Source organism: Piscinibacter sp. PDB5-1, from assembly GCF_056676035.1.
The window spans coordinates 114,120-129,719 of sequence record NZ_JBWVZL010000003.1 but is presented as its reverse complement, the minus strand read 5'-3'; the positions used below and the strand labels follow the sequence as shown (position 1 = coordinate 129,719).

General features: G+C 69.2%; 12 protein-coding genes. 7 read left to right on the top strand and 5 right to left on the bottom strand.

Features of this window, described 5'->3' with window-relative positions; genetic code table 11:
• Positions 1-18: 18 nt before the first annotated feature.
• The 3 genes from AC1KAT_RS13380 to AC1KAT_RS13370 all read right to left on the bottom strand — a co-directional run bounded on the left by AC1KAT_RS13380 (position 19) and on the right by AC1KAT_RS13370 (position 2,342).
• A complete protein-coding gene (locus tag AC1KAT_RS13380) occupies positions 19-987 on the bottom strand; it encodes a ferritin-like fold-containing protein (RefSeq protein WP_480326712.1) in 969 nt (322 codons plus the stop codon).
• Positions 988-1,172: 185 nt separating this feature from the next.
• Positions 1,173-1,640, bottom strand: a complete 468-nt coding sequence (locus AC1KAT_RS13375; protein ID WP_480326710.1) for an ArsR/SmtB family transcription factor — start codon at positions 1,638-1,640, stop codon at positions 1,173-1,175.
• A gap of 117 nt (positions 1,641-1,757) precedes the next feature.
• Complete coding sequence (locus AC1KAT_RS13370) at positions 1,758-2,342, bottom strand: exopolysaccharide biosynthesis protein (RefSeq protein ID WP_480327753.1); 585 nt, start codon at positions 2,340-2,342, stop codon at positions 1,758-1,760.
• Between the two features lie 269 nt (positions 2,343-2,611).
• Here AC1KAT_RS13370 and AC1KAT_RS13365 point away from each other — a divergent pair, with 269 nt between their 5' ends.
• The 3 genes from AC1KAT_RS13365 (at position 2,612) to AC1KAT_RS13355 (ending at position 7,203) form a co-directional block, all read left to right on the top strand.
• Positions 2,612-4,294, top strand: coding sequence for a WS/DGAT/MGAT family O-acyltransferase (locus tag AC1KAT_RS13365; protein WP_480326708.1), 1,683 nt, complete (start codon positions 2,612-2,614; stop codon positions 4,292-4,294).
• Positions 4,295-4,391: 97 nt separating this feature from the next.
• Positions 4,392-4,922, top strand: a complete 531-nt coding sequence (gene phaP / locus AC1KAT_RS13360) for a TIGR01841 family phasin (protein WP_480326706.1) — start codon at positions 4,392-4,394, stop codon at positions 4,920-4,922.
• An 88-nt stretch (positions 4,923-5,010) separates the two neighbouring features.
• Entirely contained in the window at positions 5,011-7,203 is a 2,193-nt protein-coding gene (locus AC1KAT_RS13355; protein ID WP_480326704.1) for an acetyl-CoA hydrolase/transferase C-terminal domain-containing protein, read from the top strand.
• A 24-nt stretch (positions 7,204-7,227) separates the two neighbouring features.
• On the opposite strand, the gene AC1KAT_RS13350 is transcribed toward AC1KAT_RS13355, so the two are convergent.
• Both AC1KAT_RS13350 and AC1KAT_RS13345 read right to left on the bottom strand, forming a co-directional pair.
• The gene (locus AC1KAT_RS13350; RefSeq protein ID WP_480326702.1) at positions 7,228-8,613 is read right to left on the bottom strand and encodes a phenylacetate--CoA ligase family protein; all 1,386 of its coding nucleotides are present in this window, start codon (positions 8,611-8,613) and stop codon (positions 7,228-7,230) included.
• A 10-nt stretch (positions 8,614-8,623) separates the two neighbouring features.
• Entirely contained in the window at positions 8,624-10,849 is a 2,226-nt protein-coding gene (locus tag AC1KAT_RS13345; RefSeq protein ID WP_480326700.1) for an ATP-binding protein, read from the bottom strand.
• Positions 10,850-11,008: 159 nt separating this feature from the next.
• Between AC1KAT_RS13345 and AC1KAT_RS13340 the strand changes: the two genes are divergently transcribed.
• The 4 genes from AC1KAT_RS13340 to AC1KAT_RS13325 all read left to right on the top strand — a co-directional run bounded on the left by AC1KAT_RS13340 (position 11,009) and on the right by AC1KAT_RS13325 (position 15,561).
• Positions 11,009-12,547 (top strand): bifunctional aminoglycoside phosphotransferase/ATP-binding protein, encoded by a 1,539-nt coding sequence (locus AC1KAT_RS13340; protein WP_480326699.1) that lies wholly within the window; start codon positions 11,009-11,011, stop codon positions 12,545-12,547.
• A 161-nt stretch (positions 12,548-12,708) separates the two neighbouring features.
• Positions 12,709-13,317 (top strand): hemerythrin domain-containing protein, encoded by a 609-nt coding sequence (locus tag AC1KAT_RS13335; RefSeq protein WP_480326697.1) that lies wholly within the window; start codon positions 12,709-12,711, stop codon positions 13,315-13,317.
• Positions 13,314-14,588: an acyl-CoA dehydrogenase family protein gene (locus tag AC1KAT_RS13330; protein ID WP_480326695.1), complete on the top strand. Its 1,275-nt coding sequence runs from the start codon at positions 13,314-13,316 to the stop codon at positions 14,586-14,588. The genes AC1KAT_RS13335 and AC1KAT_RS13330 overlap by 4 nt, the downstream gene beginning before the upstream one ends.
• A gap of 139 nt (positions 14,589-14,727) precedes the next feature.
• Complete coding sequence (locus AC1KAT_RS13325; protein ID WP_480326693.1) at positions 14,728-15,561, top strand: universal stress protein; 834 nt, start codon at positions 14,728-14,730, stop codon at positions 15,559-15,561.
• Positions 15,562-15,600 lie beyond the last annotated feature (39 nt).

Here is a 15,600-nt window from a genome sequence, read left to right as displayed (position 1 = left end):
TCCGTCAGATGCGCCGGATCAGCAGCAGGGCTTTGCGCTGGTCGAGCGCGACACGGCACCAGCGCTCACACCGCAGCTGCCTGCCGAGGCGCCGCCGACGAAGTCGGCCATGGTGCCGGTGCCGGCACCGCACATGCCGGCGGGGGCAGCAGCGTCCGAACGCAGGCGGGTGTCAGCGCGCGGCTGCACGCCGTAGCTCGACATGCTCGCGAGCAGAGGCATCGTCACCTTCGGGTCGAAGCCGACGAGTTCGAGCGTTTCCATGTAGGCGTCGAGAGCCTCGACACGCAGCTCTTCGATGTCGGTCGAGATGCTGTCCAAGCCGATGCCGCCGCAATCGACCTCCAGCAGCCCGCACAGCGAGTGGCAGCTGGTGCTGATCATGCTGAACATCTCGGGCATCACGCGGTGGTGCGCCCACACGAGGCTGTCGTGCACGTCGTCGGGGTTCTCGGCCAGCATGGCCTTGATGCGCGCCGCACCGATGTGCAGGTGCTCGATCTCGTCCTTGAGGATGAGCGAGGCGACCTGGGTGGTGTCGGGGTCGCTGGCCTTGGCGAGGGTCTTGTACAGAACGATGGCCAGCGTCTCGGTCATCAGGTCTTGAATGATCAAGCAGGCGGCGAGGTTCTTCTTCTTGACGGCGTCAGAGAAGTGCGAGCGCACCTTCAACCACTGCGGCTCGACGATCTCGGTCTTGACCGGGTAGTTGAGGCGCTTGCCCAGGCTGGCCAGCATCTTGATGTGCTTGCCCTCTTCGTGGGCCTGCTTGACCGTGTCGATCTTCGCGTCGGTGGTCGGCATCAGCGGGACCATCTCCGAGTAGTTCTCGACGGCCATGATCTCGCCCGAGATCGTGTTGGACACGATGTAGGCCATGAGATCGAAATAGCGCTGATCTTTGCCGTGACGCTCGGCACGCGCCGTCTTGTCGACGCTCTCGGTTGCCGTGGGGGTGGGCGCGTACGCCTGGGCCAATTCGCTCATGGATCCTCCGGTCTGGTTGGTGATGAACATGTGCATGTGTGTGCACGTATGCCCATATTAGCCCAAGTACGAACGAAGCGATCCCCCTAACCTCGCAATAGCCTTGTTACCGTATGTGCAGACCCGCGCGGACAAAAGAAAAAACCCGCCGAGCAGGCCGCTCGACGGGTTTGGAGCTGAGCGCTTCAGCGCGCGGCGGCGGTGGCTGAACTGAGGCTGTCTGGGGCGCAGCAGGCGGGCGCTTCTTGCGGAGGGCAGCAGAGCGCGGCCGCGGCCCGCAACTGTGTCAGCACGCGCTCGAGCTTCTCAATGATCGCGGGCCCGTCGAGCTCGTACTCGGTGAAGCGCGCGACCTTCGAGCTGCGAACCATGCCTGCCTGCTCGAGAAAAGACAGGTGGCGCGACACCACCGAGCGGTCTTGAACCAGGTGCCCCGCCACATCTTGGATGCTGGAGCGGCCCTGTTGCAGAAGGATCAGAACGATCTGCTGGCGCACCGGCTCGGCGATGGCCTTGAAGAAGGCGGTATCGAGCGATTGCCCGAGGGCTTCGACAGAGCGTGCTTTCGACGCAGCGAGGCGTGAACGCGAGGAGGAGGCACCATCAGTGCGCGAGGACATGGAGGCACCTTTTCGAGGCAGCATGCGGGCCATCTTACTCGTGCTGGTGCTGCCTGCACAGGTCAAGTGCATGCATCGCAGCGCAGTCGACACCCATTGCGTTGACATTTCTCAGGCGCGTGGCAGCACGCCCCGTCTGGTGGACGCAGATCATGACGGCAGCACGTGGATCACGAAGAAGATCGCTGCCTTGACCACCGCATAGACCACGCCCGACACCACCACCCCCGAGGCGGCGGCTGCGGCCAGGCCGAGCGCCACCCACAGGCCGTCGCGTTCGAGCACACCGAGTGCCAGCACGCTGATGGCGAGCGCCGGCAAGACATTGCCGAGCGGAATGGGCAGCACCAGCACCAGCGCGAGCAGCAGGCACACGAGGCCCACCACATGCTCGAAGGGCCTGCCCGCCAGCACGTGGCCGCGCGGGCGCAGCAGACGTTCGGCCTTGGCGAGCCACGGGGTGATGCGTCGCGTGAGGCCCGAAAAGTCGCTGCGTGACATCGAGCGCTTGGCGATCCACCCCGGCAGCCAGGGCTTCAGGCCGAGCGTGAGCTGCAGCGCCAGCACCACGAGCGGTGCGCCAAGCAGGGCCGATGTGCCGGGCGGCGTGGGCAGCACGTTGGGCACCGCGAACACGAACAGCAGCGCTGCCACTGCGCGGTCACCGAGCGCATGCAAGAGGTCGCCGACCGCCACGCGTTCGCGCTTTTCGTCCAGGGCGATGGCCTGGAGCACTTGGGACAAGGCCTGCTTCTCAGTCGGGGAACCGGGTTCTGTCATGGGAGCGCAGTCTAGGTGCCCGGGGCGGCGCAGCCTGCCCGTGCCCCGGGCCACTGGGAAAGCACCGAGGCGCGCGTGCGCTGGGCTTTTGATGGCCATCAAATGGCCGTGTCGAAGCCAGGACTACCGTTGCCTCGCTTTTGCGGCGTATTGCACGAATGCCGCGAAAACAGACAACAAGCTGCCGGGAACCGCCAGGCGCACACCCCTCACGGGAGACAAGCATGTTTGAACACTTCTCGCAGCTCACCGACCAGGACGCGAGCTACCTCTACCTCGAGACGCCCGAGACGCCGCAGCATGTGGGCAGCGTGAGCCTCGTCGAGTTGCCCGAGGGCTACAGCGGCGACTTCTTCAGCGACTACCGCCGGCACATCGCCGAGCGCATGCACCTCAACCCGCTGCTGCATCGCAAGCTCGTCACGCTGCCGCTCGACATCGACCACCCGTTTTGGGTCGAAGACCCGCACGTGGATCTGGACTACCACGTGCGCCAGCAGACGTTGCCCTCGCCCGGCCGCATCGACCAGCTCGAAGATCTGGTGGCGCGCCTGCACTCGAACTTTCTCGACCGCAGCCGCCCGCTGTGGGAGTTCTATGTGATCCGCGGACTGGCCACCGGCCAGTTGGCGATCTACACGAAGATCCACCACGCCGCGATGGACGGCGCATCGAGCCAGCAGCTCATCACGACGCTGTACGACCCGACCCCCGTGCCACGGCACTTCGCGCCACCCTCGCCCGCCCCGGTCGAAGCGCAACCAGGCCTGGGCGGCCTGCTGCGCGGCATTGCCGAGCACGTGGTACGGCAAGAGATCCGCGTGGCGCAATTCCTGCCCGAGTTGCTGCGCACCGTGTCGCACACGCTGCTGCCCGATCCGCAGTCGTTGCGCTACGACCTGTCGGGCCTGGTGCCGCCCCCGGCCCCGCCCAAGACGATGCTCAACGTGGCGATCACGAGCCAACGCACCTTTGCCATGCGCACGCTCTCGCTGTCGCGCTGCAAACGCGTGGCCAAGCAGGCCAACGCCAAGCTCAACGACGTGGTGCTGGCGGTATGCGCCACGGCCATCCGCCGCTACTTGCAAACGCATGAGGTCGTGCCCAAGGTGCCGCTGACGGCCATGGTGCCGGTGGCGATGCACGACGCCAACGACACGGCCACGCCGAATCAGAACGCCGCCATCGCCTGCAGCCTGGCGACGCACATCGACGACCCGCTCGAGCGGCTGACCGCGATCTGCCAATCGTCCACGCAGCAGAAGAAACTGCTGGGCAACATCCGCAACCTGATCGTGCCCGACCTGTGGTTCGTGGGCACCGGACTCCTGATGCGCGGGGCGATGGACATCTACAGCCGCGCGCGCCTCGCCGACCGTTTGCCGCCCGCCACCAACCTGACCATCTCGAACGTCGCGGGCCCGCCCGTGCCCTTGTATGTGCAGGGGGCGAAGGTGCTGGGCTTTCACCCGTGCTCGATCCCCTTCCACGGCTCGGCGCTGAACATCACGGTCGAGAGCTATTGCGATGACCTCGACTTCGGCTTCATGGGCTGCCGCCGGTCGGTGCCAGGCATGGCCCAGCTCGCGGACGACGTGGTCGAGGCGCTGGCCGAACTCGAAGCCGCATTGGCGACGCGTGCGGCTCGGGCCGCGGCGGTGGCACACGCAGATCCGCACCCGTCGGCGAAGGCCACCAAGCCGACCGCCAGCAAAAAGGTGGCCGCGCCGCGCAAGACGATCGCGCAGGCCAAACCGGCGCACGCCGCGGCGGCCCCCAAGACCCGGACCAAGAAGACAGCCGCCAAGCCCAAGGTCACCACGCCCCACCTGCGTGCCGTGCCCTCATCGGCGTCACCGCCCGACGACACACCCGCCCCACCCCGAAAGCAACGCGCTGCCGCCTAGCGGCGGGCCTCCATTGCTACCGCCGCTGCGCGACCTTGCCTTCGGGCACGCGCAGCGCGAATTCCGATCCGCTTTCTCAACCGCTGAAAGGTGAACCATGGACAAGAAGACCGAATCGCTCGCCGCGGCGTGGAAGAACATTCCGCCCGCACTCGACATGCGCCGCCTGTTCGAGAAGATCGAGCTGCCGCATGTGGACATGAAGACGCTGATCGAAGGCCGCCGCCGCGACATCGATGCATTGGTCGAAGCCAACCGCGAGGCGTACCAGGCACTCGAGGCCCTGGGCCGTCGACAGCAGGAAATCCTCACCGCTTCGTTGTCAACGTTGCAAGAAAACACGCGCGAAGTGCTGGCCACCGAGGGCGTCAGCGAAAAGGCCACCCGCTCGGCGCAGATGGCGCAGAAGGCCCTGACCCAGGCCTTGGCCGACATGCGCGAGTTGGCGCAAATGGCCGTCAGCTCGAACCGCCAGGTGCTTGCCGTGCTGAACGACCGGGTGAAGGCCGGGCTCAGCGAGGCAGGCGTCAAGCTGCCGGGCATCGGCCAAGAAGCCGCCCCGGCGCGCTCGCCCAAGAAGCCCGCCGCCCGCAAGACCACGGCCCGCAAGCGCGCAGCGCACGCCTGAGCCACGTCTGCGGCGACCGCACCCGCCCGCTGAGGCGGGTCGCGTCGGCCCAGCCCGCACCGCCCGAGCACCCACCGAGGAGACCGCCATGGACAACGCACGCCAATCGACGCCGCACCGCCCGCTTCACCTGAACGTGGCGCAGTGCGTCGAGCACATCATTGCCACCTTCGGCCGTGACCTGCACATCGCCATGCCGCTGGGGCTGGGCAAGCCGGTGCCGTTGATGAATGCGCTGTACCAGCGCGTCAAGCGCGACGCCTCGCTGCACCTGACCATCATGACGGCGCTCTCGCTCGAAAAGCCCGTGTGGCACAACGAGCTGGAGCGCCGCTTCATGCAGCCCTTCGTCGAACGCGTGTGGGCCGGCGTGCCCGAGCTCGACTTCATGCTCGACCTGCGGCGCGGCGAGTTGCCGCCCAACGTGAAACTGCACGAGATCTTCTGCAAGGCCGGGGCGTACCGCCACGACGACCAGGTGCAGCAGGAATACATCAACTCGAACTACACGCACGTGGTACGTGACTGCAACCTCAACGGCAACAACGTCTTCGCCCACATCGTGGCCAAGCAGGTCGGCGCCGAGGGCCAGGCGCACTACAGCGCCAGCTGCAACGCCGACACCTCGCTGATGACGCTGAAGATCTTCGCCGACGACATCGCCCGTGGCGAGAAGCGCCTGCGCATCGCCATGGTCAACCGCAACCTGCCCTTCATGTATGGCGACGCCGAGGTCGATGGCTCGATGTACGACGTGGTGATCGACACCGACGAGGGCGACTACGGCCTCTTCAGCACGCCGCGCCTGCCTTTGTCCGACGCCGACTACCTGATCGGCCTGCACACCAGCACGCTGGTCAAGGACGGCGGCACCTTGCAGATCGGCATCGGTGCGCTGGGCGACGCCATCGCCTGCGGCCTGAAGCTGCGGCACGAACACAACGACGTCTACCGCCAGTTGCTTGACCACAGCGGCATCAGCGCGCGGCACGGGCCGCTCATCGCGCAGGTCGGCGGCACCGAACCCTTCACGCAAGGCCTCTACGGCTCGACCGAGATGCTGGTCGATGGTTTCTTGCCGCTCTACAAGGCCGGCATCGTGAAGCGCCGCGTGTATCACCACACGGCCATCCAGGCGCTGCTGAACCAGGGCCACCTGAGCGAAAACCACATTCCGGCCGACGTGCTCGACCGCATGGTCGAACAAGAGCTGATTCCGCCCTACCTGACGAAGAAAGACTTCGAACGCCTGCAGCACCACGGCGTCTTCCGTGACGGGCTGCGCTGGGTGGCCGGGGCCATCGAAGACGGCCAGTTGCGCTACAGCCCCGTGATCGACACGCCCGAGGCGCGCCGCCGCCTCGCGCCCTGCCTGGGCGACCGGCTGCGCCGGGGCGTCGTGCTGACGGGTGGCTTCTTCATCGGCCCGCGCGACTTCTATGACACGCTGCGCCACATGCCCGACGACGAACGCCAACAGTTCGAGATGACCGGCGTCGAGGTCGCCAACCAGCTGTATGGCGACGAGCGCCTGCGCGCGCTGCAGCGCAAGGACGGCCGCTTCTGCAACAGCACGATGATGGCCACCCTGCTCGGGCACATGGTGTCGGACGCCACCGAAGACGGCCGCGTCGTCTCGGGCGTGGGCGGCCAGTACAACTTCGTCGCGATGGCGCACGCGCTGCCCGACGGCCGCCTGGTGATGATGCTCAAGAGCACCCGGCACGAAGGCCTGCAGGTGCTGTCGAACATCCTCTACAGCTATGGACACTCGACGATTCCGCGCCACCTGCGCGACATCGTCGTCACCGAGTACGGCATCGCCGACCTGCGCGGCAAGAGCGACCAGGAGATCATCAAGGCCATGCTCAACGTCGCCGACTCGCGCTTTCAAGACGGGCTGCTGGCGGAGGCCAAGCGACACAAGAAGATCGCGGCCGACTACGAGATACCCGCCGAGTACCGCAACAACACGCCGCAACGGCTGGCTGAAGCGCTGCGGCCGTTCAAGGCCGACGGGTATTTCGTGCCCTTCCCCTTCGGCACCGACTTCGACCGTGCCGAACTGGCCCTGGCCGCCGGGCTGAAGGCGCTGAAGGCCGCGTCGATGGCCCACACGCCCGAGCAGATGGGCCAGATGATGTCTGAGCTGCCCGCCGAGCCGCCGGGCGCCTTGCTGCCCGTGCTCAAGCGCATGCAGCTCGATGCACCGCAAACGGCGGCCGAGCGGCAGATGCAAAAGACCACGCTGCTCGGCCTGAAGCTCGCGCACCTTTTCTGAGCGTGATCGCCTGCCCCGCCACCGCTAGCTGGCCACCGCTTCTTCGCGCATCACGCGCTGGATCTTGCCGCTGCGCCCACGCACGGCGGGCTCGCCGCAGCGGCAATGCACCTGCACCGGTGACACGCCCTGCGACTTGAAGAAGGCCCCCAGCACCGCCTTGGCCTGGTGCATCTGCGCGCGGGCGTCGGCGCCGTCGTGCGCGGTGCGCAGCAGCAGATCGCTCGGGCCTCGCTGCACGAGTTGAAAGTCGAACAGCCCCGCGTCGTCTTCGAGCACGGTCGTCAGCGCCAGCGGCAGCACCGCGCGCGCCGGGTGCCCGAGGCGCAAGGTGTCGTCGCGCCGGCCTTCGACCTCGATGGCCGGCAGGCTCGACCCGCAATGGCAGCGTCCGGGCAGCAAGGTCACCCGGTCGCCGAGGTCGTAGCGGATGATGGGTTGCACGTGGTTGGCGAGGTTGGTGAGCAAGGTGGTCTCGCCGCACACACCGTCGGGCACAGGGCGGCCATCGGCATCGACGGGCTCCAGGATCGCCCAGTCGGCGTTCAGGTGCAGCCGACCGTGCGCGCACTCGCTGGCAAGCGTCAAGAACTCGGAGGCGCCGTAGCTGTTGACCACCGGACAGCCGAAGGCCGCCTGCACGAACTGCCGCATCGCCGGCGTCAGTGTCTCGCCGCCGGTCCACAGCTCTTGCAGGCCGAGGTTCAGGCGCCCGGCCGCCTGCTCTTCGGCCAGCAGCACCGCCGCTGTCGGGTAGGTGGCGACGATGGCCGGCGCCATGCGGTTGAGTTCGGCCACGATTTCAGGCATGGACTTCAGGAACGACACCCCATGCAGGCGCTGCGCCATCAACGGGTTGAGCTGGCGCAGGCGTTGCATTGACACCGTGCTGGCGAAGTGCCCCTCGGTCGCCCCCACGAAGGCGGCCCGCTCACCCCGCTGCCAGGGGTTCATCAAGTGCTGCAACGAGCGCCGACTGGGCCGCCGCCAGGCCTCGAGCGCGTCGTACACCGCCATCGCGGCCGCGTCTTGCGCAAAGATGGCCGGCTCGCCGCTGCTGCCCGAGCTTTGCCAGACCACGTAGCGCCGGGCGAACGGCTGGGCAATGCGGGTTGGGTCGGCGACGAAGTCCCTCAGCGCGTCGAGCGACAGCGCCGGGTCGGTGACCCAGTCGTCGAAGCGCTGCATCAGCGCGTGCTTGTTCGCCACCGGCAGCTCGTGCAGAGAAACCTGGCTGGGGTCGCGCCCCGCCAGCAGCGGCGCATACAGGCGCGAGCGCGACGCCGCCGCCAGCAAGGCGTCGAGACGGCTGCGGCAGCGCCGGGCCAGGTCGGCATGGGGCGCGGTGCCGGCCGCGGCCACGTCCGAGGCAATGGTGCTGCTGAGCCAGGCGTCGAAGGGGGGCAGCATGGCGGCGAGGCTACGCCCGGGTCGCCGACATCGACGTCAGCGCACCCATCATATGGCGCAGAAAGTCGGGCTCGACCGGCTTTGACAAGTGCAGGTCGAAGCCCGCCTCGAAGGCGTGGCGCAGGTCTTCGGGGCGGCCGAAGCCGCTGATGGCCACGAGCCTGGGCGGGTGATCGAGCGGCAGCGCGCGCAGGCGGCGCGCCACCTCGTAGCCGTCGATGCCGGGCAGGCCGATGTCGATCAGCGCCACGTCGGGCCCCCATTGCGCGGCAATGCGCAAGGCGGTTTCGCCGTCGGCCGCCGCACGCACGGCGTGGCCTTCGAGGGTGAGCATGGTTTCCATCATCGCGCGGCCGTCCTCGTGGTCTTCGACGATGAGGATGCGCCGGCCCTGCGGTTGAGCGCCGGCCGCGACAGGCGCCCCGGGCTCGGCCGGCGGCGTCGCGAGGGGCAGTCGCACCGTGAAGCGGGCGCCCTTGTCGCGGCCGTCGCTGAAGGCCTCGGCGCGCCCGCCGTGCAGTTCGCTCAGGCGCTTGACGAGCGCGAGCCCGAGGCCCTGGCCGCCCAGTTGCCGCTCGGCCACCGGGGCGCCTTGCACGAACAGCTCGAACACCCTCGGCAACTCGTTCGAGGCAACGCCCCGGCCATGGTCGGCCACGTCGAGCACGGCCTCGTGGTTGCTGGCGTGCACGCGCAATTCGATCGGGCCGCCGCCCGGCGAAAACTGCTCGGCGTTGTCGAGCAGGTGGCGCACGATCTGTTCGAGGCGTGCGCGGTCGGCTTCGACCCAGGCAGCTTGCAAGTGGTGGAGGACCCGCCCACGGCCCTTGCCGGCCTGCTGCCATGCCTGGAGCGCGTGCCCGGCGACGGCGGCGAGGTCCAGGCGTTCGCGGTGCAAGGTGGTCTTGCCGATGGCGAGCCGGCTCACGTCGAGCAGGTCTTCGACCAGCCGGGTCATCTGACGCGCCTGGCGGTCGATGACCTCGTGCGCGCGCGACGCGGCCGAGGCCCCGGGCTTGGACAAACGCAGCACGTGAGCCGCTGTGCTGATGGCGCTCAAGGGGTTGCGCAACTCGTGCCCAAGCATCGCCAACACTTCTTCCTTGGCCCGGCTGGCCGACTGCAATGCGGCCTGCTCGCGCTGGCGCAAGCCGTCGCGCTCGCCAACCGCCGCGGCCGCGTCTTGCAGCGCCGAGGCCACGTCGAACATCTCTTGCGCGCCGGGGCTCTCGCGCACACGCGCCAGCGAGGGCGCTGCACGCCCGAGTTGGAGGGTGTGCGCGGCCTCGGCCAGCTGGCCGATGGGCACGGCGATCGAGCGGGCCACCGCCCAGGCCAGCCCGCCGGCCAGCGCGAGAGACATCAGCGTGGCGCCGGCAATCCACGCCGCGGCCCGCAGGCCGCCGGCCCGGACTTCGTCGCTCGGGACAGCCACCCCGACCGACCAGGCCGTCAACGATGACGTGCGAAACGCCCGGTGAACGTCGCGACCGTCGGGCGTCTGGCCACGAAACCAGCCGGTGTCCGCGCGCGACAGCGCGTTGCGAAAGTCGTCCGGCACGGGCGCGCCCGCCGACAGGTGCGGCGTGCGCGCGATGAAGCGACCTCGCGCGTCGATCAGCCCGAGCGCCCAACCCCTCGCCTGCGGCAGTGCGATGGCCAGTTGGTCGAGCGAATCGCGCACCCGCTCACCCAACGATTCGGGCCGCAGGACGAACTGCAGCACATACGCCACCCTGTCAGCACGCACCACCGGCAGCAGCACCGCGATGCCCGCTTCGCCCGAGGCCGTGCGAGTTGCCACGTTGCCCACCACCGGCCCGCGGGTGGCCACAGCGAGCTTGAGGGGATCGATCTCGGCGTCCATCGGCAGCGTGGCGCCGAAGGGCATGCGCGCGCTCACGAGTTGTTGGCCGCTTGGGGACACCAGCAGCACGTTGCGCCAGTCGGGCTGGCTGGCCAGCACGCGGCGCGCTTCGTCGTGAAAGGCGCGCAGGTCGTCGGCTTCGAGCCGGCGCGAAGCGGCCAGGCTCCGCAAAGTGGCCAGGTGACCTTCGACCTGCGCGTCGACGGCGGCGAGCACCGTGCGGCTCAGGTCGAGGGCGGCCTCCCGCGCGCCATCGCGCGCATGCTGGACCAGCAGCCCAGCCATCAGCGCCAAGAGCCCCAGCACCGGCGCCAGGCTGACGGCAACCAGCAGCATCAGCTTGGAGCGAAGGCGGGGCAGCCGGGGCATCGGGCGATGGTACGGCGCATGTCGCAACCGGGGAATGCCTTTCCGGCTTCGCCACCGGGGTGTAGGGTGTGTAGTTGAGCCAGCGCAGGGGCCGGACCTTGAGGTGGCCGCACGCTCGGGCCTTCTTCACCCGCCATTGCCTCGACCTTTGCACCGCCCATGACGATGCCTGCGCCGCCGGTTTCTCCACTCGACATCCAGGCGCTGCGCGGTTGGCTGGCGCAGCAAACCAGACAGCCCGTGCGCCTGATCGAGACGCACCTGTCGTGGGTGCTGCTCGGCACCGAGCACGCTTACAAGATCAAGCGGCCCGTCACCCTGCCCTTCGTCGATTTCAGCCAGCGCGAGGCCCGCCGTCAGAGCTGCGAAGACGAGTTGCGGCTCAACCGCCGCCTGGCGCCCTCGCTCTACCTCGACGTGGTCGCCATCGGCGGCACACCCGAAGCCCCCCGCTTCGCCGAGCGAAGCGACACCGCCGCGCCGATCGACCACGCCGTGCGCATGCGCCGCTTTCCCGACGGCGCCCTGCTCAGCGAACGCCTGGGGCGAGGCACGCTCGACACGGGCATGCTCGACCGCCTCGCCGAGCGGCTGGCCGACTTCCACCGCCGCGCCCCGGTGGCGCCGGCCGGCTCGGCCTTCGGCTCGCCCGAGGCGGTGGCGGGCACGGCGCAGGCCGTGCTGTCGCAGATCGAGGCCCTGGGCGCCGATGCGCGCACCCGTGCCCTCGGCGGCTGGCTGGCCCGCGAGCGCCATGCCCTGCACGCGCTGTGGGAAGGGCGGCGCCGCAGCGGCCACGTGCGCGAGGGCCACGGCGACCTGCACCTGTCCAACCTGATCGCGCTGGACGGCGAGGTGACCGCCTTTGATGCCATCGAGTTCGACCCCCGACTGCGCTGGATCGACACCCAGGCCGACATCGCCTTCGTCACGATGGACCTGAAAGCCCATGGGCGCGACGACCTTGCCTTCGCCTTTCTCGACACCTACCTGCAGCACAGCGGCGACCACGACGGCCTGGCCGTGCTGCGCTTTCACGAGGTCGAGCGGGCCCTGGTTCGCGCGCTCGTCGCCCGGCTGGGCGGCGCCCCCGGCGCGCCCGACTATCTGGACTGCGCGCACCGGCTGGCGCTGGGCGAGCGCCTCTCGCCGCGCCTGCTCATCACCCACGGCCTCTCGGGCAGCGGCAAGTCGAGCGTGGCGCGCGCGCTGCTGCAGGCGGCCGGCGCCGTGCGCCTGCGCTCGGACGTCGAGCGCAAGCGCCTGCACGGCCTGGGCCCGCTCGCGCGCGCGGCCGCGGGCACGGCGCTCTACAGCCACGAGGCCACCGAGCGTACGTTTGCGCACTTGCGCCAGCAGGCCGGTGTGGCGCTGCACGCGGGCTACCCGGTGATCGTCGATGCGGCCTTTTTGCGGTTCGACGAACGCCGCGCCTTCCGCACCTTGGCCGACCTGCTCGGCGTCCCCTTCACCCTGCTGCACTGCCAGGCCCCACACGCCGTGCTGCGCCAGCGCGTGCACGCGCGCGCCGAGCGGCAAGACGATGCCTCCGATGCCGACGAGGCGGTGCTCGAACGCCAGCGGCAATTCGCCGAACCCCTGACCGACGCCGAGGCCACGCAAGCGCTCGTGGTGGACACCTCGGCACCCATCGACGCCGCCGCACTGGCCGCCCGCTGGGCTGCGGCCACCCGCTGAAACGGCATCGCAGGGCACGACCGCATGCGGGCTTGACCTGAGACAAGGCCTCACCGGCCGTGCGGTGACACCCTCGCGGCACGGTCGTAAGTGGCGAGGCACGCCCGCGCCCAGGCCCTCGTGCCGACCCGCCCCAACCCACGCCCGCGAAGGAGCCTTCGATGAGCCGCGACGCGCTACGCATCATTCGCCACGAACACCAGGCCCTCGCCACCCTGCTGCACGCCATGCTGCAGTTGCTGGCCGACAGCCGCCGCCAGGGTGTGCTGCCCGACTTCGCGCTGCTGCGCGCGATGGTCTTCTACCTCGACGAGTTTCCGCAGAAGCGCCATCACCAGAAAGAGACCGAGCTGCTGTTCGCCAAGCTGCGCGCCCGCTCGCCACTCTTGCGCGGCCTGCTCGACCGCCTCGACGACGACCACGCCCACGGCGAGCGCCACGTGCGCGAACTCGAACACGCGCTGATCGCCTTCGAGATGATGGGCGAGCCGCGGCGTCAGGCGCTCGAACGCATCGCCCAGCGACATGCCGATTTCTACCTGGCCCACATGGGCGTCGAAGAGCGCGAGGTGCTGCCCCTGGCCGAACGCGTGTTCAGCGACGCCGACTGGGTCGACATCGACCAGGCCTTCCTCGAGAACAAGGACCCGCTGACCGGGCACAACCCCGATGAGAGTTACCGCGCCCTCTTCGAGCGCATCGCCGCCGGCCTGCCCGAGGGCCTGCTGAACACCCCACCCGCCCTGCACGGCAAAGCCGCTGCCGCATGAACTTCACACCCAGCCCGCTCGGCCTCGAACTCGCCCAACGCCTGCAACGCTTCATCGACGATCTGGTGCTGCCGTCCAACGCCGACTGGCACCGCTACGCCGATGCCGGCGTCTACCCGCTCGACGTGATCGAGCCACTCAAGCGCCAGGCGCGCGAGGCGGGGCTGTGGAACCTCTTCCTGCCCGGCCTGCGGGCCGACCAGCCCGGCACCCGGCTGTCGAACATCGACTACGCGCCGCTGTGCGAAATCATGGGCCGTGTGCCCTGGTCGGCCGAGGTCTTCAATTGCAGCGCGCCCGACAGCGGCAACATCGAACTGCTGCAGCTCTTCGCCACGCCCGAGCAGACCGCGCGCTGGCTCGACCCGCAGCTGCGCGGCGAGATCCGATCGTGCTTTGCGATGAGCGAGCCCGACGTCGCCTCGTCGGACGCCACCAACATCGAGACACGCATCCACCGCGAGGGCGACGAGTGGGTGATCAACGGCCGCAAGTGGTTCATCAGCGGCGCGGCGCACCCGCTGTGCCGCTTCGCCATGGTGATGGGCCGCAGCGAGGGCCTCGGTGATGGGGGCGAGCGTGGTGCCCACGGCCAGCACTCGATCGTCATCGTGCCGATGGACACGCCCGGCCTCGGCATCGAACGCAACGTGCCGGTGATGGACCACCAGGCCATCGAAGGCCACTGCGAGCTGGTCTTTCGCAACGTGCGCGTGCCGGCCTCGGCGCTGCTGGGCCAGGCCGGTGAAGGCTTCGCGCATGCGCAGGCGCGGTTGGGCCCCGGGCGCGTGCACCACTGCATGCGCACCATCGGCCAGTGCGAGTTGGCGCTCGAACTGATGTGCGAACGCGCGCTCGAACGCCGCACGTTCGGGCAGCGCGTGGCTGACTTCGCCAACGTGCAGGACTGGATCGCGCTCTCGCGCATCGAGATCGACCAGGCGCGCCTGCTGGTGCTGCGCGCCGCCTGGCGCATGGACACCGCGGGCAACGCCGCCGCACGCACCGACATCGCGGCGATCAAGGTCGTGGCCGCACGCCTGCAGACCCAAGTGCTCGACCGCGCGATGCAGGTCTTCGGCGCCATGGGCCTCACCCCCGACACGCCGCTGGCGCGCCTGTGGAGCTGGGGCCGCGCGATGCGCTTCTTCGACGGGCCCGACGAGGTGCACCTGCGCAGCGTTGCGCGGCGCGAGCTGGCCCTGGCGAAAGACCGACGCGGCGCCAACGCCCTGCACCTGCGCCGCTGGTTGCCTGCCGAGCAGGCCTGAGCCCGCAGGTTGACGCCCGGCGGTGCGGGGCATCGCGCTCGGCCTTCGCCGCCCTCGCGTTGCGCCTTGATTCGCATCAAGTGCGCATCGGCCCGGCCTTCATAGACTGATCGGCACACCCCGCGTCAGGAGATCCGCCATGTCCGATTACCGATCGATCCTCGTGCACCTTGACGGCAGCCCGCGTGCCGCCTTGCGGCTGAGCCTGGCCCAGCAAGTGGCGGCCTCGCGTGATGCTGCGCTGACGGCGTGTTTTGCGGTGATGCCCCGCTTCCAGCCCCTGCCACTGGCGCTGGCCGAGGGGGTGCCGGTGGCCCCGCTGGTCGACGAGATCGACCAACGCCACCGCGCCCAGGCTTTGCAAGCCTTCGAAGACGGCACCCGCCTGCGCCCCGCGCGCTGGCTCGAACTCAGCGGCGAGCCCCCCATCGCGGGCTTTGCCACCGCAGCGCTCTATGCCGACCTGCTGGTCTTGGGCCAGCGAGACCCCGACGACCACACCTGCGCCGACGTGCCGGAAGATTTCATCGAATCGGTGTTGATGGACAGCGGCAAGCCGGCCCTGGTCGTGCCCCGGCATGCGACCGCCGTGTCGGCCGCCCCGCGCAACGTGGTCGTCGCCTGGAAGCCCACGCGCGAGTCGGCCCGTGCCGTGAGCGCCGCCCTGCCCTTCCTGCGCCAGGCGCAGACGGTGCATGTGGCCGTCGCCCCGGAGCCCGAGCTGGACGAGCCCCGGGCGCGCGAGCAGATCACCGACTACCTCAAGCAGCAAGGCGTGCGCGAGTTGCGCGCGCACCAGGCGCTGGCGGGGGCCAATGCCGGCGACGCGCTGCTGTCACTGGCCTTCGACGTGGGGGCGGACCTGCTGGTGATGGGCTGCTATGGCCACAGCCGGGCGCGCGAGTGGATGCTCGGCGGCGCAACGCGCACGGTGCTTCGCACCATGACGCTGCCCGTGCTGATGGCGCACTGAGGTGTCGCTCCCTGCATCGCCGCCCACTGCCGCCGGGTC

What these genes read in the sequence shown, in the direction of transcription:
- AC1KAT_RS13380 (WP_480326712.1), bottom strand. Translation starts at nt 987, where the DNA reads ATGAGCGAATTGGCCCAGGCGTACGCGCCCACCCCCACGGCAACCGAG.
- AC1KAT_RS13375 (WP_480326710.1), bottom strand. Translation starts at nt 1,640, where the DNA reads ATGGCCCGCATGCTGCCTCGAAAAGGTGCCTCCATGTCCTCGCGCACT.
- AC1KAT_RS13365 (WP_480326708.1), top strand. Translation starts at nt 2,612, where the DNA reads ATGTTTGAACACTTCTCGCAGCTCACCGACCAGGACGCGAGCTACCTC.
- phaP (WP_480326706.1), top strand. Translation starts at nt 4,392, where the DNA reads ATGGACAAGAAGACCGAATCGCTCGCCGCGGCGTGGAAGAACATTCCG.
- AC1KAT_RS13355 (WP_480326704.1), top strand. Translation starts at nt 5,011, where the DNA reads ATGGACAACGCACGCCAATCGACGCCGCACCGCCCGCTTCACCTGAAC.
- AC1KAT_RS13350 (WP_480326702.1), bottom strand. Translation starts at nt 8,613, where the DNA reads ATGCTGCCCCCCTTCGACGCCTGGCTCAGCAGCACCATTGCCTCGGAC.
- AC1KAT_RS13345 (WP_480326700.1), bottom strand. Translation starts at nt 10,849, where the DNA reads ATGCCCCGGCTGCCCCGCCTTCGCTCCAAGCTGATGCTGCTGGTTGCC.
- AC1KAT_RS13340 (WP_480326699.1), top strand. Translation starts at nt 11,009, where the DNA reads ATGACGATGCCTGCGCCGCCGGTTTCTCCACTCGACATCCAGGCGCTG.
- AC1KAT_RS13335 (WP_480326697.1), top strand. Translation starts at nt 12,709, where the DNA reads ATGAGCCGCGACGCGCTACGCATCATTCGCCACGAACACCAGGCCCTC.
- AC1KAT_RS13330 (WP_480326695.1), top strand. Translation starts at nt 13,314, where the DNA reads ATGAACTTCACACCCAGCCCGCTCGGCCTCGAACTCGCCCAACGCCTG.
- AC1KAT_RS13325 (WP_480326693.1), top strand. Translation starts at nt 14,728, where the DNA reads ATGTCCGATTACCGATCGATCCTCGTGCACCTTGACGGCAGCCCGCGT.